Annotated in this window: 13 protein-coding genes and 1 pseudogene; 7 read left to right on the top strand and 7 right to left on the bottom strand. The window is 63.0% G+C overall.

Going from position 1 to position 22,293, the window contains the following annotated elements:
- The first annotated feature begins 20 nt into the window (after positions 1-20).
- Complete coding sequence (locus WJ35_RS22515; protein ID WP_069240604.1) at positions 21-980, top strand: TIGR03571 family LLM class oxidoreductase; 960 nt, start codon at positions 21-23, stop codon at positions 978-980.
- A 263-nt stretch (positions 981-1,243) separates the two neighbouring features.
- Entirely contained in the window at positions 1,244-3,730 is a 2,487-nt protein-coding gene (locus tag WJ35_RS22510) for a mechanosensitive ion channel family protein (protein WP_069240039.1), read from the top strand.
- Positions 3,731-3,826: 96 nt separating this feature from the next.
- Here the strand turns inward: WJ35_RS22510 and WJ35_RS22505 are convergent, their stop codons facing one another.
- Positions 3,827-5,377, bottom strand: a complete 1,551-nt coding sequence (locus WJ35_RS22505; protein ID WP_011881684.1) for a phospholipase D family protein — start codon at positions 5,375-5,377, stop codon at positions 3,827-3,829.
- Between WJ35_RS22505 and WJ35_RS32340 the strand changes: the two genes are divergently transcribed.
- Positions 5,282-6,952 carry an NERD domain-containing protein gene (locus WJ35_RS32340; RefSeq protein WP_311732193.1) on the top strand — a complete coding sequence of 557 codons (1,671 nt, stop codon included), beginning with the start codon at positions 5,282-5,284 and terminating at the stop codon, positions 6,950-6,952. The genes WJ35_RS22505 and WJ35_RS32340 overlap by 96 nt on opposite strands.
- Positions 6,953-7,217: 265 nt before the next feature.
- Here the strand turns inward: WJ35_RS32340 and WJ35_RS22495 are convergent, their stop codons facing one another.
- Complete coding sequence (locus tag WJ35_RS22495) at positions 7,218-7,502, bottom strand: hypothetical protein (protein ID WP_043292103.1); 285 nt, start codon at positions 7,500-7,502, stop codon at positions 7,218-7,220.
- 22 nt (positions 7,503-7,524) lie between these two features.
- Between WJ35_RS22495 and WJ35_RS22490 the strand changes: the two genes are divergently transcribed.
- Entirely contained in the window at positions 7,525-7,965 is a 441-nt protein-coding gene (locus WJ35_RS22490) for a hypothetical protein (RefSeq protein ID WP_041494097.1), read from the top strand.
- Positions 7,966-8,103: 138 nt separating this feature from the next.
- On the top strand, positions 8,104-9,093 hold the full coding sequence (locus WJ35_RS22485) for a patatin-like phospholipase family protein (protein ID WP_034194994.1): 990 nt from the start codon (positions 8,104-8,106) through the stop codon (positions 9,091-9,093).
- A 519-nt stretch (positions 9,094-9,612) separates the two neighbouring features.
- On the opposite strand, the gene WJ35_RS22480 is transcribed toward WJ35_RS22485, so the two are convergent.
- A complete protein-coding gene (locus WJ35_RS22480) occupies positions 9,613-11,169 on the bottom strand; it encodes a methyl-accepting chemotaxis protein (protein WP_069240603.1) in 1,557 nt (518 codons plus the stop codon).
- Between the two features lie 450 nt (positions 11,170-11,619).
- Between WJ35_RS22480 and WJ35_RS32335 the strand changes: the two are divergent.
- Together WJ35_RS32335 and WJ35_RS31520 are read left to right on the top strand one after the other, a co-directional pair.
- A pseudogene (locus WJ35_RS32335) lies at positions 11,620-11,917 on the top strand (endopolygalacturonase); the annotation flags it as partial.
- 892 nt (positions 11,918-12,809) lie between these two features.
- Complete coding sequence (locus tag WJ35_RS31520) at positions 12,810-12,971, top strand: BPSL0761 family protein (protein ID WP_155121959.1); 162 nt, start codon at positions 12,810-12,812, stop codon at positions 12,969-12,971.
- Between the two features lie 49 nt (positions 12,972-13,020).
- Here the strand turns inward: WJ35_RS31520 and istB are convergent, their stop codons facing one another.
- The 4 genes from istB to WJ35_RS22460 all read right to left on the bottom strand — a co-directional run bounded on the left by istB (position 13,021) and on the right by WJ35_RS22460 (position 22,223).
- Positions 13,021-13,818 (bottom strand): IS21-like element helper ATPase IstB, encoded by a 798-nt coding sequence (gene istB / locus WJ35_RS22475; RefSeq protein WP_011875575.1) that lies wholly within the window; start codon positions 13,816-13,818, stop codon positions 13,021-13,023.
- Positions 13,811-15,289: an IS21 family transposase gene (gene istA, locus WJ35_RS22470; RefSeq protein ID WP_233621336.1), complete on the bottom strand. Its 1,479-nt coding sequence runs from the start codon at positions 15,287-15,289 to the stop codon at positions 13,811-13,813. The genes istB and istA overlap by 8 nt, the downstream gene beginning before the upstream one ends.
- Positions 15,290-15,390: 101 nt before the next feature.
- Positions 15,391-20,976: a DUF3320 domain-containing protein gene (locus WJ35_RS22465; protein ID WP_230459748.1), complete on the bottom strand. Its 5,586-nt coding sequence runs from the start codon at positions 20,974-20,976 to the stop codon at positions 15,391-15,393.
- A gap of 986 nt (positions 20,977-21,962) precedes the next feature.
- On the bottom strand, positions 21,963-22,223 hold the full coding sequence (locus WJ35_RS22460; RefSeq protein ID WP_038742734.1) for a DUF6471 domain-containing protein: 261 nt from the start codon (positions 22,221-22,223) through the stop codon (positions 21,963-21,965).
- Between the last annotated feature and the right edge of the window lie 70 nt (positions 22,224-22,293).

The following is a 22,293-nucleotide window of genomic DNA, read 5'->3' as shown; positions in this document are numbered from 1 at the left end:
CACTCATTCGAGGAATGACCATGCCGCCGACCGCTACCGACCGCACCGGCGCCGCGAGCCGGGTCTTCTCGGACGAGCGGCTGTCGATCGGCCTGACGCTGCCGCTGCTGCGCGCCGGCGACAGCGTCGCGGATTTCAACGAACAACTCGAACTCGCCGCCCTGGCCGACGCGCTCGGCTTTCGCGCGCTGTGGGTGCGCGACGTGCCGCTGAACAGTGCCGACTATCCCGACCCGGTCGGACATCTCGACCCGTGGGTGCTGCTCGGCGCGCTCGCGTCGCGCACGCGCCGGATCGTCCTTGCGAGCGGTGCGATCGTGCTGCCGCTGCGGCATCCTCTGCACATCGCGAAGGGCACGCTGTCGGTGGCCGCGCTGTCCGGCGGGCGCTTCGTCCTCGGCCTCGGCTCCGGCGACCGGCCGTCCGAATATGCGGCGTTCGGCGTCGACGCGCAAACGCGGCGCGACCGCTATCGCCGCCATTGGGAAGTCGTCGCGGCGGGGCTCGACGTTCCGTCGCGCGTGCCGCCCGACGAGACGCCGCCCGGCGCGCCGGCGTTCGCGCTGCTGCCGCACGGCGACGCCGCGGTGCCGATGCTCGCGGTCGGCTCGGGAGGACAAAGCGTGGACTGGATCGCGCGCAACGCGATCGGCTGGATGACGTATCACCGCGATCCGGAGACGCAGCATGCGCGTCATTCGATGTGGCGAGCGGCCGTCGAGCGGCTGGCACAACCGGCGTTTCGCGCGTTCGGCGTGGCGATGCGGCTCGATCTCGATGCGAACCGCGCTGCGCCCGCCACCGCCCTGCCGCTCGGTTACGCAACCGGACGCGCGGCGCTGATCGAGGTCCTGCAACGCATGCGCGCAGCCGGCACGCATCACGTGACGCTGAACCTCGGCTCGGCGCGCCCGGTGCGCGAAGTCGTCGAGGAAATCGCGGAACACGTGCTGCCGGTTTTTCACGACGGTCGCGAATGATTCGTCAGTGATCCGGGAAGTGCCGCGCAGCACGTTGCATTCCCGGCGGATGAACCCCATGGTCGCGCAACGATCGAGCGCGCGGGCCGCACCGCGACGCTTTCATCGCCTGAGCCGATGCGCTCGCATGCGCCGCCTGGGTTGCCCCATTCGCGCCCGCTCGCCGCCGATGGAACTATTCGGTTCCGGTCGCGATCATGTTAACGTCCGTCCATCGTCCAGACCGCCGGGCCGCATCCGAATGCGCGCCCGCATGCCCATCCATGCGACATTTCCTGCTCGGCTGGCTGCTCGCCGCCGTCGTCTCCATTGCCCATGCGGCCGCCCCGGCCTCGGCTCCCGCTGCCGCGTCCGCCGCGTCGGGCGCCGTGCCTGCGTTGACGCCGCAACAGGCGCAACAGGCGCTCTCCGTGCTGCAAAACCCGCGCGAGCGCGAACAGGTCGAAACGACGCTGCGCGCGATCGCCGCCGTCGGCGTACTGAGCACGCCAGCGTTGCCGGCGAGCGCGGCGGCGCCGGCCAGCGCTGCGTCGGCGGCCGCGCCCGCCGCGCTCACGACCAACGGGCTCGCGTCGATGCTGGTGCGCCAGGGCTCGCGCTGGGCCGGCGAAATCGGCGGCGCGCTGAACGAATCGCTGCGCTCGCTGCTCGACGTCGCTTCGGTCGGCAACTGGTGGCACGAACGGATGGTACGCGCCGACGAACGTGCGGACCTGCTGCACGCGCTCCTGACCATCGTCGCCGTGCTCGTGCCGGCATTGGGCGCCGAATGGCTCGCGAGAAGGCTGCTGCGACGCACGCTGCGCGCATTGGGCGCGCGTCGCGCGGAGTCGTCGCGACGGGCCGACGCCGCGCCGTCCGACACGGAGCCGCCCGAGTCGACCGAGTTGCCCGAGTCGATCGACCCCGCCGCGTCGACACCGCTCGCGGCCGGCACCCCGAGCGCCTCGAGCGTATCGAGCACGTCCGCCACGCCCGAGACGCAAAGCCGCGGCCACGCGCGGCGCCATACGACGCTGCTGCACCGGATGCCGCGCGCGCTGGTCAGTCTGGTGGTGCGCGCGGTGCCGCTGCTGGTGTTCGCCGGCGTCGCGAGCCTGACGATGTCGGTGCTCGACGGCGACGGCACGCCGACCGACACCGCGCTCGGCTCGCTGATCGACATCTACGTGATCTGCCGTCTCGTGACGATCGTCAGTCGCTTGTTTTTCCAGCCCGATGCGCGACAACTGCGGCTGCTGCACATCAGCGACGCGTGGGCCGCGTACGCGCAGCGCGCGATCGCGCGAATCGCGATCGTCGTCGGCATCTGTACGGCCGCGATCGAGCTCGCCGCGAGCTTCGGCCTCAGCGAGGCCGGCCACGTCGCGCTGCTGAAAGCGGTCGCGCTCGTCGGCCACCTGATGATCTCCGCGCTGATCCTGCGATGCCGGCAGCCGGTCGCCGCGCGCATCCGTGCGACCGGCGACGAGCACCGCGCGTTCGCGATGTTCTCCCACGCGCTCGCCGACGCGTGGGCGCCCGTCGCGGTGTTCGCCGTGATGGCACTGTGGTTCGTGTGGGCGCTCGACGTCCACAACGGCTACCGCGTGCTGATCGCGCTCGGCGGCCGCTCGATCGCGGTGATGATCGGCATGCGGATCGTATCGATCGTCGTGTTCGGCGCGCTCGCGCGGCTGTTCCAGCGCCGCGACGACGACCGTACGCTCGTCCATTTGCACGCGTACCGCTACTACCCGCTGCTGCGCAGGATCGTGTCGACGGTGATTGCGATCGTGACCGTCGTGCTGCTGCTGCAGATCTGGGGCGTGCCGATCTTCCATGCGTTCAAGACCGGCACGATCGGCCATCGGCTGGCGTCCGCGCTGATGACGATCGCGATCGCGGCGCTCGTCGCGCTGTTCGTCTGGGAGGCCGCCAACATCGCGATCGAGCGCCGCCTGCAGCAGTGGACGCGGGAAGGCAATCTCGTGCGCGCCGCGCGGCTGCGCACGCTGCTGCCGATGCTGCGCTCGCTGCTGTTGATCATGATCGCGCTGGTCGTCGTGCTGACCGGCCTCAGCCAGATCGGCGTGAACATCGGCCCGCTGCTCGCCGGCGCCGGCGTGATCGGCCTCGCGGTCGGCTTCGGCGCGCAGAAGCTCGTGCAGGACTTCATCACCGGTATCTTTCTGCTGATGGAGAACGCGATGCAGGTGGGCGACTGGGTCACGCTCGCCGGCGTATCGGGTACGGTCGAATACCTGTCGATCCGCACCGTGCGGCTGCGCGGCGGCGACGGCTCGCTGTACACGATCCCGTTCAGTTCGGTCACGACCGTCAACAATACGAATCGCGGGCTCGGCAACGCGGCCGTCAAGGTCAGCATCGCGTACGGCCAGGACATCGATCCGGCAATCGCGACGCTGAAGGAGATCGGCGCCGCGCTGCGCGACGATCCGAACTACAAGGACGGCATTCTGTCGGATTTCAGCTACTGGGGCGTCGATCAGGTCGATGGCGCGACCGTCACGCTCGCCGGGCAGATCCAGTGCAAGGATTCGGCACGCTGGGGCGTGCAGCGCGAGTTCAACCGGCGCATCGCGGTGCTGTTCCGCGAACGCGGCATCCGCATTGCGAACCCGCAGCGCAGCGTCGTCGCGTATGACGCGGGCGCACAACACGGTGGCGCTGAAGGCGCCGAAGGCCCGGATACGGCTGCCGCCCCATCGGCAGCGGTCAATCCGCCGCCGCGGCCCGCACCGCAGTGATCCGCGCCGGGCGCGACGCGCGCGTGCCCGGATGCGCGCCGTTCCGCCCGGCACTTGGCCGAGCCGGCTGTCCGTGCACGTTTCACGCACGCCGCGTCACAGCTGCGATTCGATCGGGAACAAGCCGAGAAACCACACCTCGACGCGTCGTGCCGTCGACACTTCCGGCTCGTGGTCGAATTCGGTCACCTTGCCGTCCTCGTCGGTCTGAATCCACTCGAGGCGCCGTGTGCCGGACGGATCGGTCGTCGCTTCGACCCGCCACGCGATGCGATCGAGCCGCGGCTCCAGGTCCGCCGCGACTTGTGCCGCGAGCGCCGGGCTCTCGCAGTAAACGCCGATCTCGGTATTGAGCCTCAGCGAGCGCGGGTCGAGATTCATCGAGCCGATGAACACGCTCTTGCGATCGAACACATAGGTCTTCGCATGCAGCGACGCGCGCGACGAGCCGATGATCAGCCGCTTCGAAATGCTCTTGTCGCCTGACGGCCGGCGCTCGTACAGCCGCACGCCCGCTTCCACCAGCTCGCGTCGATAGCGCCGGTAACCGGCGTGTACGGCCGCGACGTCGGTCGATGCGAGCGAGTTGGTCAGGATCGTCACGCGGACGCCGCGCGCGGTGAGCGCGCGCAGCCGTTCGATCATCGCCGCGCCCGGCACCAGATACGGCGACACGATCAACAGCTCGTGCTCGGGCCGCAGCGCCAGCGCGCGCAGCTGCGGCAGCAGGTGCCCTTCGCTGTCGTTCGGCGCGCGTGCGATCTTCGCCGGATCGTCATACAGCACGGTCGCGCGTCCCCACGACAGCTCCGTGCCTTCGCCATGCACGATCCGGTCGAGCCGCTCGCGCGCTTCGAGCACGTACGGGTTGTCCTCCATCGCGCGCAGATAATCGCGCAGCCGCTCGCGCTCGCGATCGAGGCTGCCCGGCGTCGCGTCGTGCCCGACCAGCGCGCCGACGGAATACGCATACGGCGAATTCCAGAACGTATCGAACTCGGTCGAGATGTCGTTGACCACGCGGCCATGCACGACCACGTCGAGATCGCCGAACTCGAGCATCGACGACGCGCCGAAATACTCGTCGCCGATATTGCGGCCGCCGATGATCGCCGCCTGGTTGTCGGCGATCATCGCCTTGTTGTGCATGCGCCGGTTGACCCGCGAGAATTCGAGCACCGTGCCGATCTTCTTGAACTCGCGCGTCGCGACCGGATTGAACAGACGGATCTCGATGTGCGGATGCGAGCTGATTTCGAGCAGCTTGCGGTCGTCGGCGTTGGTGCCGAGATCGTCGAGCAGCACACGCACGCGCACGCCGCGATCGGCGGCCCGGATGATCGCGTCCGCGAGCGCGTGACCGGTCAGATCGTCGTGCCAGATGTAGTACTGAAGGTCGAGCGAACGATCGGCACGATCGGCGAGCAGCACGCGCGCATCGAGTGCGTCGACCGGATCGCTGAGCAGATGAAACGCGTCCTGCCCAGGGTGGGTGGCGGCCTGCGCGCGGAACGCGACGCCGAGGCGCGTGTTGCCGGTATCGGTGTAGGCATGCGTCGGCGTGCGGTCGACCTGCGGCGGCAGGCTCGCGCACGCGGCAAGCATCAGCAACGAGAGAATCGCACCCCACGAACGCAGCATGGTCATGATGGACGCCCGCCGTCGGGCGAAATCGGTTTGTGTTTGTTCCGGCTGACGGATGAAACGCGGCGCCGGCTGCGTCACAGGATACTTGATTGCGATCGCGCCGCTCCCGACATTTCTCGATGGAAACGTTGCCAGCGGATGCGGTGGCGGCCGCGCGCGGCGAGCCGCCGCCGATCCCGCGAATCGTGCTTGAATACGGTCCGGGGCCAACCGTTCAGCGGCAGCAAATGCTGCCGCGCGATCGAATCGACAATGCACAATATCGAACTTTATTTCGGCAGCACCGAGGAACTGAATTCGTCGGAGCAGCAGGCGCTCGAGCGCGTCGTTCGCTGGCTCGCGGAACGCGAACAGGCGGCGGTCATCCTCTGCGACATCTCGGTCAACGGGCGACAGGTCGACATCCTCGTCGGCACCGAGACGACGACGTTGCAACTCGAAGTCAAAGGCTTCCGCGCGCCCGTCACCGGTCAGGAAAACGGCGAATGGACGCTTAACTATGCCGACGGATCGACCAGGCGCGTGGGCAATGGTTACCTGCAGGCGCTGCGCAACAACCAGGCATTGCGCAACGCGATGTCGGAACATCGGCCCGACGGCGAAGCGGTCTCCTATCCGAAAGGCGCGGTGTTGTTCGAACCGGAAATCCCGCCGGGATCGAATCTGCACATTCGCGTCGATCCGCGCGTCGAGATCTGCGGCGCCGACGCGCTCGAGCTCCTGCTGTCGACGCGCGGCCGCGAACCGTGGCCGCTGGCGTGGCTGCGTGCGTTCGCGCACGAGCGCGAGCTGATTCCGCGGGCGATACCGGGCGCCACGGCCGCGCGAACCGTCGAGCGCGCCAGCGCGCCGACTTGGGAGGTGGTCGCGATGCCGGTCGCGAGCATCGTAAAGGCAGCCGAAGTGGTGGAAGCCGCTGAGCCGGCATCATCGCGCGCACCTGCACCGGTGCGGCCCGCGTCGCGGGCAGCCGACGAAAACACAACGTTCACCGTCGCGCCGCGGCCGGCAGCCGAGCGCGGCCACGTCTCGCAGGACACCGCGCGGCACGCGCCGTTGGCGACGGCGCGCACCGGCGGACACACGCCGTTCGGCTCCGGCGACGCAATCGCGCGGCGACCGAAACGGCGCCGCACCGTGCTGCGCTATGCGTCGGTGGCGATCGCCGCAGCCGCCATCGCCTATGCGGCCGCCCATCGGCATCGGGCCGCCACCGTCGCTGCGACGCCCACAGCGGCGTCGCAGCCGGTCGGACACACGGCACGTGCGCCGGCGAAGGCGCCGCGCAGCGAGCGCCACGGTGCCGTGCGGCAGGCCGCGCATGAATCGCGCGCACCGGTGGCGTCGGCTTCGCCGAACGATATGGCAACAGCGGCGCGCACGCGCGCGGACGAGATGCGCGCGCCCGTTGCGGTCGTCGCCGCGATGGCCGCGCCGGCCACGTCGGCGATCACCTGTCCCGCAGGCGTCGACCGCCTCGGATGCAACGGCAGGACCGGCACGCTCGCCGCCCCCGAATGTCCGCCCGCGTTCCACGCGCAGGGCAACACCTGTGTTCGCGATCGGGAAAACTGATCGGGCGATACCGATTTCTGAAACGGGAATTTCGGGGCCGAGATTCGTCTGCACCTCGAACCACAAGCAGGATAGCTAAGGCCAAGCGGACAGAATTCCGTCCGCCTCCGAACGCGAGCGATTTCATCGCACCTCGATCATCCCAAGCATGCCCAACCACCGATAAGCCGGCCAGGTTCGAATGTTTCAGATATACGCAATTCGATCGGCATTGTTTTAATTTCGATTGGATTTTCCTCTTTTGCACACCTTGTCATCCGGCATTTCATTTCCTATAAATCACTGGTATCAAATCGATCGACAATAAAACAGCGATACCCGAGACCACCACACAGAAGGAAATCGAATCCTGGGCCTTCCATGAAGCCATGCTCCCGCATGTCCCGCCGTCGCGGACGTGAGCATCGGCGTCGTCCGCCGCCATGGTCGATCCGCTATTGCCGAGCCAGATCGGAGCACCACGAAATTCGCCGGAATCGCGGCCTTTGACGATGCCGGCGCGCATGCGTCCGCGGCGCATGCAGCTGTTCTCGAAGGCACGGGGAAGCATCCAACCTCTTCAAGGTGAAAAAATGAACCTCAATCCGATTGAAAACCAGCCGCACGGGACCTTTGCCGAATTCGCCAATACCGTCCCTGTTTCTGCCCGCGCCGTCGATACATTCAAAATGGCGCTCTATCACGATGGCGTGCAGTTGGGCTGGCTGGGGCAAAACAGCGGCGAATGGGCCATTCTGGTCGATTCCGCCGCGAAAGCGCTGACGCTCGAACAGTACCCTTATAACGGCGTGACGTATTACCGGATCCTCGGCACCAGCCGGTATATGTCGGTCAGCAACAATGCCTACGTCGGTTTTTATAACTGGATCGGCGCGCGCGGCTGGACGCGGCAAGGCTCGGTTTTGATTTCCGATTTCAATCATCAGAAACTCTCGATCTATTCGAAGGACAACGCGTATTTATATGCGTGGGACGCGTACACCGTGCTCGATGTGAAGTTCGACGAGCAATAACGCAGAACGCTTCGTCCGTTTGCTCGAATTTCCGGCTTCGACCCAGCGCAGGAAGCAGGCGCCCGCCCGGCGACACGGGCGGGACGCCCGCCGGGTTGCGCCGTTCACATTCATCTCACGATCGAAAAAGGCAACACCATGACCTTCAAGATTCTCAGTTGCGATGGTGGCGGTATCCGGGGATTGATCACTGCCCTGCTCATCCAGGATCTCGACCGGCGCAGTCAGATCATCGCGCGCGCCGACGGCTTTGCCGGCACCTCGACGGGCGGCCTGATCGCCCTCGGGCTCGCGAACGGCGTATCCATTTCCGAGATCGTCGACATCTACAGGACGAAGGGTTCGGTGATCTTTCAGGAAAACGACGCATGGCTCGCACAAAAGCAAGCCGTCGAACAGGGCACGGTCTTCGCCGGACCCGGCTTCTTCCAATGCCAGTATGTCAACACCGGGCTGCAGCAGATCGCCAGATCGCTGGTGGGCAACGGCAGGCTGGCCGATCTGTCGCGCTTCGTCGCAATCAACTCGGCACGCCTGTGGGATCCGTCAGTCAAGAGCTGGGCGCCGTGCACGCTGTCCAACGGAAACGGCAACACCTATCGCAATGTCAGCCTGTTCGATGCCGCTCTTGCCACGTCGGCTGCACCGACCTATTTCCCGCCGTACGAAATCGCCGGGCTCGGCTATTTCGCCGATGGCGGCGTGTTCGCCAACAATCCTTCTTTGTCGGCGATCGCCGAGGCGCTGGCCAGCCGTCGCGCAGGCAGTCTCGACGACATGCGCCTGCTGTCGCTCGGCACCGGAACCAGCCCGGCGGGCATTCCGCCGAGTGCGGTCGGCAACCCGTTGGACTGGGGCGTTTCGACATGGCTGTGGCCGGCCGAAAGCGGGAACGTACCGGCAGCCGCGCTGCTCGGGCTGACGATGGATACGACGGCGATGGTCGCCGCACAACAGGCCGGGCAGATCCTGAACGCCAACTACCAGCGCGGCAATTTCGTGCTCAGTCAATTCATCGGCCTCGACGACTGGCATAAGGCGCCGGAGCTGGAGAAGGAAACCCAGGCGTACATGCGCACGGCCGAGTGGCAGCGTGTTTGCCAATGGGTGGAGCAATTCTGGCGCTGACGATGGCGGCTCGATAGTCAGGCCTCGCCGCGATGCTTCCGGGGTTCGCAGAGATGTGGACGGATACTGCGACGATCGGCGGCGGGCCTGCATCGGCATCTCGTTCGTCGCGAAGACCGGTCAGGCGACGCCGCGACGCAACATCGGCGCAAACACATCCTTCAGAATTCGTGCGGCCAATGAATCGGGCACTCCGTCGGGCATCGACATGCTGAGGTGCCACAGACCATCCAGGACGCGCGATCACGACGAGCGCGTGATCGGTGGACGAAGCTGCTGTTTCATGGAATCGAGAAGCGGTGGCATGGAGCAAGCGCAGCAGGTGAAGTCGAGGTGGAAGCACTGTCACTATTCGACATGAGAGCGTCCGTCGACACACCTCCGTCGACGAGACAAAAGCGATGCTCGTGCATGCAGCGTTCGGGCTGCTCGCCCGCTGCATCGAGCAGTTGCCCGAGAGTGCCAGCGCCACGCGGCGGCGCTCCACCGTTCGTCCTTTTTTATCGTTGGTAAAACCCGTCAAGCTTCGCCGAGGCGGAATACCGCCACGGCATCCTTCATCGATTGCGCCTGATGCTCCAGCGCATCCGCGGCGGCGGCGGCCTGCTCGACGAGCGCCGCATTCTGCTGCGTGACTTGATCCATCTGGCTCACGGCGATGCCCACCTGCTGTATGCCGGCGCTCTGCTCGCTCGTGGCCGACGTCATTTCCACCAAGATGGTCGCCACGTTGCGCACGGCGCCCACGATCTCCTCCATCGCCGCGCCCGCTTCGGCCGCGAGCGCGTTGCCGTTTTGCACCTCGTTCATCGAGGCGCCGATCAGTTCCTTGATCTCGCGCGCGGCGTTCGCGCTGCGCTGCGCGAGCGTTCGCACCTCGCCCGCGACCACCGCGAAGCCACGCCCCTGTTCGCCCGCGCGCGCCGATTCGACGGCCGCGTTCAGCGCGAGAATGTTGGTCTGGAACGCGATGCTGTCGATCATGTTCGTGATCTCGGCGATCTTGAGCGCGCTTGCGCTGATGTCCTGCATGGTCCGGACCACGCGGCCGACCACGTCGCCTCCCCGGCGCGCGAGGTCCGCCGTGCCGGTCGCGAGCGTGCTCGCCTCGGTGGCGTTCGCCGCGTTCTGTCTGACCGTCGAGGTCAGTTCCTCCATGCTCGCGGCGGTTTCCTCGAGCGACGCCGATTGCTGCTCCGTGCGGCTCGACAGATCGAGATTGCCGGCGGCGATCTCGCGCGCGGCAGTGTGGATCGCGTCGCAGCTGTCTCGCACGCCGCTCACGGTGCGCGAGAGTCCGTCGAGCATGCGCCGCATGGCCGCGAAAAGCAGGCCGATTTCGTTGCGGCCCGCCTCCGGCACACGCACGGTCAAATCGTTCGACGCGATGCGGTCGAGCACCGCCACCGCTTCGCCGAGCGGGCGCGTCACGATGCGCGCGAGCGCGACGTGCGCGACGACCACCAGCGCAAGCGCCAGCCCGACGCCGACCACCACGAAGCCCACAATCCACTGGTAGCGCGCGTTGCCGTCGTTGAGCGCCTGTTCGGTGAGGGTGTTCGCGAGTGTCTGCAGCTTCTCGACGTTTTGCGAGTACACCATGCCCGCGCGGGTGACGTCGCGGTCATTGATGGTCACGTAGGCGGCAGTGTCGTTATTGCGCAGCGCGTCGGCCGCGCGCGCGAGCAGCGCGGCGAGCCCGTCCGACGACGCCACGAGCCGGCGCTTGAGCTCCGCATCCATGCCGTCGAACGCACTTGCGTCGCGATACGCGCGGGTTTCGCTCGCGGAGCGTTCCAAGGTGCGGTTCGCGCTCTGCAAGGCCGAATCGCGCGTCGCCGTGTCGTTACGCTCTTTCAGCGCGCTATAGGCGCGCACCAGCGCCGAACGCGTGCGGGTGCTGTCCTTGTAGGCGTCGTTGACGAGGATGGTTTGCCGCGCAATCTCGTGCAGGCGCTGCGCGTTCGCATTGGCCATCCGCAGCGACACGACGCCGGCGATGCCGCCAATCACGATCACCACCCCAAACATCGTCAGTGCCACGAGCAGGCTGGCTCGTACCGTCATGTTGCGCATCTTGCTTTCCTGTCTCTGCTTGGTCATTGGCCGCTTGACGGCATGTCGTGGGACGTCCCGGGCATCGGGCCTGTACGTTCCGGGCATTTTTGGGCGGATTGAGTGTGTTACGTGGCGCCCGACGCATCGGTCGCGCATTTTAACGTATGACATCGTACTTTCTATACAGGATTTTTGCGCTGCCCCATAGGAAATTCCTGCCTTTTGAGGCGAGCCAAAAGTACACCTGCAACCAAAATAACCTTATATACCGCGTGTAAGCGCAGTATGACGGCTTGTTCTCTGCCAGACACTGGCGGGAACGCTGGTGCATTCAGCGATAATATCATCGTGTCATCGTATAACATCAATCCTGCCGATGGTATCGCCTCATCGACACGATCACAAGACCAGGACAGAGACAGCAGTGACCGACAACGATTTCGATACGCAACCGGACGAACGTCGACTTTTCACCTGAGCGCGAACTGCACGGTCTTCTTTAGTCCGAACCCGGCCGACTACGCCAAGGACGGCGCCGTCGACTGCCTGAACTTCGGCGCGCCGGTGCACGCAACGCCAGCCATATCCCGCTGACCGGCGAAGGCAACACCTCAATCCTGAACGGCCACGCGATGCCGCCGTTTGCCCGCTCGTGCAACACGGCCACCTGCTCGTCGACCGACAAAGGCAACACGGGCGTCTACGATTGCGCTGGCGGGTGCACGCCGTCGCAGGCCTGTACGACCCGAACAACGTCGCCCTGAAAACGGCCATCGTCGAGCAACTGCTGCGTGCCGGTCGATCGGTCGCCGGCGCAGTCGTTCAACCCGGATGCCCGTGAGGCCATGACCGGCATCCGAGGCATCATGGACAGACGTCAGAGGGGCTAGAAGGTGCCCGGACTGAACTGGGCATGCCGATTTATCAGAAACGAAAAAGCCGACCCACTGGGTCGGCTTTTTCGCGTCGAATCGCGGTCGATTGCCACCGCGAACCAAACCTTCAAACGTACAGCCAATTTCCGATAAAGCTGAAGCGAAACGTGTCCAGGTGGACAACTTGTGCATTTCATCCGTCGTAACCTGCCCGCAGAATAAAGCATAAGCTGTCCGCGAACAGCTTCTCTACCGTCCGTCAGCCTCTCCGCAGTAAACAATAAGCTGCCCCATCGGTACGAAATAAAGCATAAGCTGTCCTCGAAAATCACCGATAAAATAGTCTATGTTTTCCGCTCTAACGCAACAAAATTGCCACTAGCATGGAAGAACCGCTCGAGGAGCGGCCTCGGAGGGAAAGCTCGCACGCCCGCTAAGAGCCCGCCGGGAACAAGGAGATTTCCATGCCAATCTGGACAATCGCGTCCGTGACCGACGAACCCGAAGTCTCGCTAAAGCGATGGAGAATTCTGGAGACCGAGGACGGTGCGCGACACTTTGTCGGTGCAGACGAGCGCGACCACACGGGGCGCGTCAGTTCCAGAATCGTCGCGTTCGACCGTCACACCTTACGCGGCAAGACTTGCTCAGGGCGCATTTACCAACTCATTGGAGCGGCCGGCTGGTCAAGAGACGCAGACTACGTGTGGCAACGGTGGTGTGAGCTGAACAGCGTGGCATCGCACTGCGACGTTACAAAGCAACTGCTTGTCGGAGCGGCGGATGACAACCCCATATGAGCGCTCGAAATCGGTCATCGAGACGCGCGAGTTTTTACAGATGCTTGCATCTGCCGGCGACATAGCCAACCGTAGTCATACGGCCAAAGTGCCCGACGAGGGGCAACCGTTGGAGTCCAAAATGTTGATTTTCACCGAATCTTGACCCACCGTTTTCATCTAAATCTGACCCACCCCGAGACAGCGTAGTACATCTATTCCGGTGTGGATAACTCCTCACTGCCTGCGGCTTTTGCTGCTCTCTTTCTGGTTGCCTTCGCCTTGGCAGAACTGGACTTGAAGCGCCAGGATTCATTGCCCGTTTCGACGATGTGGCAGTGATGGGTGACGCGGTCCAGCAGCGCCGTCGTCATCTTTGCGTCCCCGAACACGGTCGCCCACTCGCCGAAGCTGAGGTTGGTGGTGATCACGACACTCGTGTGTTCATACAGCTTCGAGAGCAAGTGGAACAGCAATGCGCCACCGGTCTGGCTGAACGGCAGGTAGCCCAGTTCGTCGAGGATTACCAGGTCGACGTACATCAGCTTATGGGCGATCTGGCCTTGTTTGCCGATGGACTTCTCCTGCTCCAGTGCGTTGGTCAGCTCGACGGTCGAGAAGTAGCGCACGCGCTTGCCGTGGCGCTGCACGGCCTCAATTCCGATCGCTGAGGCGAGGTGCGTTTTGCCGGTGCCGGGGCCACCGATGAACACGACGTTGTGTGCGCTTGCGAGGAACGACAGGTCACTGAGTTCTCGAACCAGCGCTTCGTCGACGTGCGCCTGCGCGAAGTCGAAGCCCTTCAGGTCGCGGTGAGCCGGGAAGCGAGCGGCGGTCATCTGATAGGCGATCGAGCGCACCTGTCGCTCCGCCGTCTCAGCCATCAGCAGCTGCTTCATGAAGCGCTCCGGGTCGAACTCCGTGTGACGCGACTGCGCCAGCAGCTCTGGCCAGGTGCTCGCCATGCCATGCAGTTTGAGCCCCTTGAGTTGGGCGGCGATGTCGTTAGACATGACGGTCCTCCGGTGGGTTGGCGCGCAGGGTTTCGTAGCGGCTCACGTCGGCAGCCGGCTCTTCGGTAAGCTGGAGTTTCGTCGTCGCGAGGTTGGTACTCGTGGTGGGCGCCTTTAACCGGCTCAGCACGTTCAGAACGTGCTCCCCACTGGGGCGTCCCGAGTCCAGCGCTGCCTGCACGGCAAGCAGCACGGCATCGAGTCCGTGTTCGCGCACCGCGGCGAGCACCTGCGTCATGATGCGATCGCCTCCCGGGTGCTTCAGTAGGTGTCGCTGCAACTGCTGCAGCGGCTGTGGCATCGTGACGAACGGAGCGCCGTTGCGCAACGCGCCGGGTTTGCGCTCAACCAGCGTGATGTAATGGCGCCAGTCGTAGAAGGTCATGTGCCGCTCGAAGCTGCGTTCGTGGCGTGCGATCTCCTGGGCGTCGGCGACGACGCTGAGATATGCCGGATAGCAGCGCACGCTCACCAGCTGGTTCGTATACTCGGTGGGCACGCTGTAGCGGTTGCGCTGAAAGTGGATGAGGCTGGTCGACGACACCCGCAGGGTCTGCTCGACATAGCCGTCGAACGGGCGTGGATTGGGCATCAGCCTGGTGCGCTCGTCCTGCAGCACGTCCTCGACCGTCAGCTCGGGCCACTGCGGGTGCCGCATCTGCCAGGCCTGACGACACTGGCCCGCGACCCATTCGTTCAGAAGCTCCAGCGTTTCCCAGCGTCGTAGCGCAGCCTCGTGCCAGATCTGGCGGCGCCGGTCCTGCACGTTCTTCTCAACGATGCCCTTCTCCCAGCCGGCGGCACGGTTGCAGAATTCCGGCTCGAACAGGTAATGGCCGCACATTGCCTCGAAGCGGGCGTTGACCGCGCGCTCCTTGCCGCGGCCGACCTTGTCCACGGCGGTCTTCATGTTGTCGTAGATGCCGCGGCGCGGCACGCCGCCGAACGCGGCGAATGCGCGGGCGTGCGCATCGAACAGCATCTCGTGACTCTGGGTCGGATAGGCGACCAGCCAGAACGCCCGGCTGGCATTGAGCTTGACGTGGGCGACCTCCAGGCGTCGCCGCAACCCGCCGATGAAGGCGTATTCGCAGCTCCAGTCAAACTGGAATGCTTCGCCGGGTTCGAAGGCCAGCGGTACATAGGCCTTCCTGCGCGGGGCTTCAGCCTGCTCCTCGTGCCAGCGTCTCACGAAGGCGCTGACGCGGCCGTAGCTGCCGGCGTAGCCCTCGCCGCGGATGGCCTCGAACATGAACCGGGCCGTGCGCCGGTCACGCTTCGGGCGATGACTGTCTGCCCGCAGCCAGCCCGTCAGTTGCGCGGCCCACTCGTCGACGACGCTCGGGCTGACGCGCTTCGGGTACTTCGGCTCAACGGCATCCGTTTGCCGAAGCCAGCTGCGCACCGTGTTCCGGGACAGGCCCGTGCGCCTCGCAATCTCGCGCAGCGGGACCTTCTCGCGGAAATACATCCGCCTGATCTTGGCCAATATGCCCACCGTGATCACCTCTGTATCCCCTGCTCAAAGATTGAGCAGGGCATTCAATCACGTGGGTCAAAATTCGATGAAAATTACTGCCTTAGGTGGGTCAGTTCTGCGTGGACATCAACAGACAGTCCCCAGGCCCGCGTTACGCGCTTGAATACCACTGCCTGCGATACTGGCCCTTCCGTCTCAATTACCTGGAGTAGCTGGCTGACCAAAATCGACATCGAGCCGCCCTCGTAGAAAAGGTCTGGATTGCCTTTATCCAGGCTGGTCAGTTCGTATTCGGGAAGCCGCGCGACAGGAGCAACCGGCTCCACGACCGATTGGGCTCCGGCGTACAAGGTATGCGACTCTTCCTCGTGCGCAGCTTCTTCTGGCTGTTCAACCGCCGGTTCGTCCTCGGTGGGCACCGTCGCTACCAACTCTTCCAGTCTGGCCACAAGCTTTCGCATCGGCTCTTCCGGATTCAGCCACCAGTCGGTAGACCAGATGCGGTACAGTTCCCAGCCCAACCCCTCCAGGACATGTTGTCGGAGGCGGTCACGGTCGCGCGCCGTAGCGCCGGAGTGATACATGGCACCATCGCATTCGACACCCAGCAGATAGCGACCCGGCGCACGTGGGTCGACCACGCCAATATCAATCCGGTATCCGGACACGCCGACCTGCGGGTGGACCGTCCAACCTTTCTCACGAAGGGCGGAAATCACTTGCCGCTCGAACGGGCTATCGGGCTCCCGTCCAGTCGGCATACTTTGCTCAACCAAGGCGCGTGGGCCTCGAATGGCGAACTCCAGATAGTTCTTCAGGTCTCGTACGCCGGCGGCTCGGACGCGCGACAGGTCAATCTGCTCGGGAAGCAGCGTGCTGAAAATCATGACGCCGACGCGGGCACGCGATACGGCCACGTTAAGACGCCGATGGCCACCCTCCAGGTTCAACGGCCCAAAGTTGAGACTGACCTTGCCCGATGCATCTGGGCCATAGGTAATGGAGAAGAAGATGATGTCGCGCTCATCACCTTGGACGTTTTCCAAGTTCTTGATGAACAGCGGCTCCTGCGCCGCCTGCGCAATAGCTTGGTCCAGTTGCTGAGATGCCCGGCGGCGCTCATCCAGCATCCGCTCAATCAGGCTTTGCTGCGCTTGGTTGAAGGTCACTACGCCAAGCGTCAGATGCCGCTTCGCCGAGTCCAGATAGTGCCGCTCAATCGCCTTGACGATGGCATCGGCTTCCGCCCGATTGGTGCGTGAGCCGCCGCGGTCGTAGACACCCTGTACGCGCTCAAAGCACACGCTCTGGTCGTTTGTCACTGGCGACGGGAACGTGACCAGTTCGTTGTCGTAGTACGTGACATTGCTGAAGGTAATCAGCCCTTCATGCTTGCTTCGGTAGTGCCAATTCAACCGAAGCTCAGGCAGGCCGATACTGAGACACTCGTCCAAGATGCTCTCCAAGTCCTGGACATCGTCGCTATCCGCTCCATCCTCCGAGTCATCCGACCGGGAGAAGAAACTGGTCGGCGGCAGTTGCTTCGGGTCGCCGACGCAGACCAACTGCTTACCACGAGCAATTGCGCCAACGGCATCCCACACCGGAATCTGCGACGCCTCGTCGAAGATGACCACATCGAACTGGGCGTGCGATGCATCCAGATACTGAGCGACCGACAAGGGTGACATTAACAGGCATGGCTTTAGCCGAGTCATCAAGCTCGGCAGGTTTTGCACCAGTTGCCGAATCGGCATGTGCTTGCGCTGCTTCTGCAGTTCGCGTCGCAATTTCCCCAACTCAGAATCTGCGCCGGGCGCAACCTCTACGCCCGCCGGAATCTGTCCCGCCAGTTTGGCCGCAATATATTGTTGGGTCAGTTTCTGGAAACGCTCGTCGGCCTCCTTGAACTCGGCAATCTTACGGTCATGCTCGGCACTCGCGAAGTTACAGAGTACGGGCTCCCGGTCAATCGCTTTTCGCAGCCACCAGCTCTGGTAGCTGTATTCGAAGAACACCGCCACGCTAGACAACGGTGCCTCGCCAGCCTCCAGTGCGTCCACAATTCCCTGCAATCCGCTGCTAATTGCATTGGCGCGGGACTTCCGCCACAGGCACCACGGCTGCAATTGTCGCGAGGCAGATTGCCATCCCTGAAGCAGGCTCAACAGTCGAGGAGTCACGCCGGCTGCAGTCGGGTCCAAATCAAGTTCGGCCTGGCAGTGTCCGAGCTCAACAACACGGCGGAGCTGAGCCGCGAAATCTCGATAGCAATCGCGGTATGACAATAGACTTGAGCCAAGAGACATGTCTGCCTTCAGCATGCTCCGGTTGTCGGAAACAAATGGCTGCAGCTTCGTGCGAAGCGTTTGAGCCAGTTCGATGTCATTGCCGGCAATCGCCGTTACCGCGTCCGCAAAGGATGTTGCCCACCGCTCGGCGGATTCAACGGCAGTCCAGTCCGTCTTCGACGCGGCGAACGTTTCATGCAGCAGCTGCATCGCGTCGTTCGACATGGCCTCGATGACCTTGTCTTCGGCGTTGACGGCTGTCAGTGCCGTGATGACAGCAGGCACATCTCCACCTTGCGGGCGACGCTGGTCTTGCCGATACAGACGCAGTTTTCCGGTAACCGCGCGCTGGGCAAACAGGCTCTTCGGCCACCAGGTATTGGTTGCTGCCGCCCATTGCAGCTTCAGTTCGGACGCGTTCAGGGTGGCAACGTCATCCACGTAGTGTTTGCTCAGCGGTTCCCACGCTTGATTGCGCGCCACGCCATGCTGCCGCAAGTTGGTCAATCGGTTGCGAGCGGACTCGTCATGCGCCGACCGGGCAACATCGACCGGCACAGTGGGTGCGGCGGAAAGCACGTCGGCCAGTACATCGAACTTGCTCAATCCATGCAGGGAGAACGCAATCCCGGGAAGGCCCAGCTGACTTAGCAGGTTTGACGCGGCCTCGTCCAGCTTCCTGATTTGGGCTTCGCACACCGAAACCGCATCGAGAAACTCCTGTTGCCACGTCGGAGTCCACTCAGTCCTGTGAATGACCGCCAGAGGGTGGTTCTGCAAGCTGGTCAACTGGCTAGCCAATGCTCCCATCTGGCGGCAGGTCTCGCGCAGTGTCTCGAGTTGAGTACGGTCATGTACATCTGCATCGGCCCATGGCATCGCGCCTGGTCGACATTCCGCATACTGCAGGCTGGTTCCGATGGCATCGTAAATGGTCAGGTCGTTCGGATGGATGTGATGCAGCGCACGCGCGACTCCGTTGAGGTCTGCTCGAAGCGTCAGTAGCCGTTCTGACTCTCGCTCCCAGTCCTTCACTGTGCGTGTGCCGGCTGCATCGAGCGCGACGCCGAGCTGTTTCAGAACATCTGCTTTCTTTGCCTTGGACGAATGCAACTCGAGACAAAACGGTCCCAGACCGAGGCTGCTGAGCCGGCGATGCACCACCTCCAGCGCGGCCATTTTCTCCGAGACAAACAGCACGGTCTTCCCGGTAGCCAACAGGTGCGCAATCAGGTTCGAGATGGTCTGACTCTTGCCCGTACCCGGCGGACCTTCAATGACTAGATTCTTGCCTTCGGCGGCGACGCAAACGGCACGCAACTGCGACGAGTCCGACAGCAACGGGGTGAACAGGTCCTGAGGCCGGAATTTCTCATCCAGGGTGCCAGGTTCGAAGCCCGTTGCGCTGTCAGCAAATGCCTTGCCGGGGTTGTTAATCAGATGGGCAACAACGCTGTTTTCCTGGAGCTGCTTCTGACGGTCCTGGAGGTCCTTCCACATCAGGTACTTCGTGAACGAGAAGATACCCAGATGGACCTGTTCCTTGACCTCCCATCCCTTCAACTCAGCTACATGCAGGCGGAAGGTCTGCAGAATTCCGTTGACGTCGATACCATGGTCATCGGCAGGCAAGACGTCAAACGACGGCAGCTTCAGGCTGAAGTCCTGCTGCAGCTTTTGCAGCAACGTCGGGTTCACGAGCGCGTCGTCATCGTGACGGGCTAATCGGAAACCACTTCGGACAGACTGGCGGGTCAGCGTGACGGGGATTAGCAGAATCGGAGCCAGGTGGCTGGATTCGGCATCCTTGCTCTCCTGCCATTCCAGCATCCCGAAAGCCAGAAACAGCGTATTGGCACCGCCTTCCTCCATGCCTGTGCTGGCAGTCCGGAATATTTCGAGAAGCCGGCCTTCCAGCGCCTCTTCCTCGACATCCGTGACGATTTCGTTCCGGCCGAGTGCGTCAGTTGCGAGGTCATCCATTGCGGCCGTGCCGTTCCGACCGGCATACACATTGGCGTCGCGACCGTCCGAACCGGACATCAGCTTCGGCTTCGCACGAACGCGGAATTCATTTCCGTCCGCAAGCCGGTCTTCCAGGGCACTCGGGTCGGGGCAGATGACCCGCAGCGAAGATTTCGTCGGCTTGAAATTCAGAAGCTTGTTGCGGAGCGTCAGGTCGAGCAGCTTGCTCTTCCATTTCGCCAGGCGGCCTTCTGGAGTTTCCGGCATGACATCATCGCGGAGGGGGATGACGACGGGGTCCAGTCGTGGCAATGGCGGTACGTCCTCGATGATGGGCGTGTCGACCTTGGCAATCGGGACATTCTGCACATCTACCTGCGATGACCGGGATGGGAGCGGACGAATCTGAACTTCGCGTGCGCGCCGGACATCGACGGCATACGCGAAGTCGGCTTCGTCATTCAGGTGTTCCTCACCACGGGTGCAGGCCCAGCGAAGGGACGGCTTCTGTCCACCTGCTACGCCAGTGGTTTCGAAGACCATGAGCTCGCCAGATTTCACCCGCTTGCGAACCGCCTGAACATCGTCAACCAATGCAGTCGGGAAACTAGTCTCAATCAGCCAAACACCCACCCAGGCATGGCCTTCCTTGAACAGCACAACAGGGTGCAGTCCAGCCTGCTCCAAGCAAGACGCGAACAGCATGGCAAGGTCCAGGCAGGTCGCAATCTTGCCATCCAGAATGCGTTCCGGCGTCCGGATTTTCTGGCCGTCGTTTCCGAACGATGCTGGCGGGTTGGAGTATTGAATGTCCTCTGCGACTATCGTGCTGTAGATAGCCGACACCTGCTTCCAAACCCTCTCGCGATTCTTGGACTGGTACCCGTCCATGGACAGGTCGGCCGATGTCTGGCGCAGCAACCCCGATGCTCGAGCGAGCAGCTTGTCTACGACCCGCGAGTTCGGCATGCAAAACGCGGCCAGCAGTTCGGGCAACGAGCGCGTACCAGCCCACTGGTCGTAGGCGAGTACATCGATGTTGTGCGTCGCCGTTACGAGCTCCTTTTCCTGAACACGCAACGATGCCGTGACGATGGCCCGCTCAGATTCGTCGAGCTGGCTGAAATACTGGTGGTGAGGACGCAGGTCGACGGGAGCAAGACGGCGGCTCTCGCCAGGCGCCAATGCTTCGAAGCGGAAACGTGCGCTCTCGGCAAAGGCCGGTACACATCTGACGAGCAGTTCGACATCAGAGAGCGTCGCCTCCCCATCGTTCGTGACCAGAATTTCACGAATGACCGGAACGTTATTCTGAATCGCCGCATATCCTATCGTCAGGTCGGCAATAACCTGAACGCTCGGTTGCGTCACATCGATGTCGGTCGTCAAATCCTCAGCGTCGTCTGCTTGTCCTTGCGTCATCACCCCGTTCCTCATTATTTGTACTGGGTTCAACCGAGTCGCCATTACTGTGGGCGACGCCACCCAGGTTGAACCACGATATTGATTGCGCTATTACCTGTGATGCTCCCGCAAGGAGTTTATTCTCTTCTTGCAAATGCGAATTGCGTGGAAACTTTTTTTGGTGCTTTCCCTAAGTTAAGTGGAAATATTACTCTTTTTTGACCGTCATCCCGGGAAACCGGCCAAACCTCTGCATAGCTACGCTGCTTAGCTTGCACCTCGAGCTTCTCAAGACATCCCCCGGCACGTAGGCAATGGTCGGGAGACTTTCACGCTGGATGGCACCTGTGGCTCCCAGGTTGTCTGGTGACATCACCTACGCGTGCGTTCCGTCAAGCAGCAACCGTTCATTGGCGACTTGGTCGGCGAACGACTGCTGCTCACATGTGAGGACGTGTCCGAAGCACATGGGCTGCGTTGTGACCGCGCCCGGAGACGTGGAGTATCCGTCTCGCCCGTGCATATCGCACCGGGTTGATGTCGCCGAGGACGATGTTCGAATCGCGACGGCATCTGTGAAGGTCATCGCCATCAACAGACGGATGTGTATATGTTCCACTCGACGCTCACCCAGCGCTCATCACCAGAAAATCCAGCCACGTCAATGAGTTAGCAAACTCATCAAAAACCTATCCACGGATTTGTCGACAATTTTTGGGGACAAGACGTGTTCGTAGCTGCGATGCGCGGTCATGGCGACGCGCCCGAGGCACATTGCGCGTCAATGAATCTTGAACGTGTCCACCAGATTTGCTAGGTTGAAAGTCGGCGCAACGCCGACCTGAGCATGTCGCACCTAATGTGCTATGGCCCTTTGGACCACGGCATCGTCCCCTTTTTATGAGAGGGTACGTAGTGAGGGTGCCATGCGACGGGCAAATCGGCTCAGGTGGTTAAATCCGCACGGATTCTGGGCAGACGCTCAGAGCGCTCACAGTCAGTCCCTAAATAATCCGAATGGACTTGACTTCCATCGCCGCCAGGCAGGCCAGCAGAAAAGCCGCCGAGAATCGCTTCCGGTTGACCTTCCGATTTATCTGGTTCGGCGATTCATCAATCCCGTACTGTTCCAGTCGCCTCGCCAGTTCCTTGTAGGTCAGGCGCTTCCGGGACATCTCTTCCACTATCAATTCCTTCGCCGTCTCCTCCCACGAGCCGTACGAGTCGGCTTGGGATGCGGTTCTCTTGAGCGGTACCTCATCCATCCTTGCACCTTTACCTTGAATTGGCCGCTAATTTTCGAGGAAGCGCGAATTCTCGCACAGTTTAATCGGT

It is taken from the genome of Burkholderia ubonensis (assembly GCF_001718695.1).
GTDB lineage: Bacteria > Pseudomonadota > Gammaproteobacteria > Burkholderiales > Burkholderiaceae > Burkholderia > Burkholderia ubonensis_B.
This window is presented reverse-complemented; position numbering and strand designations above follow the sequence as displayed.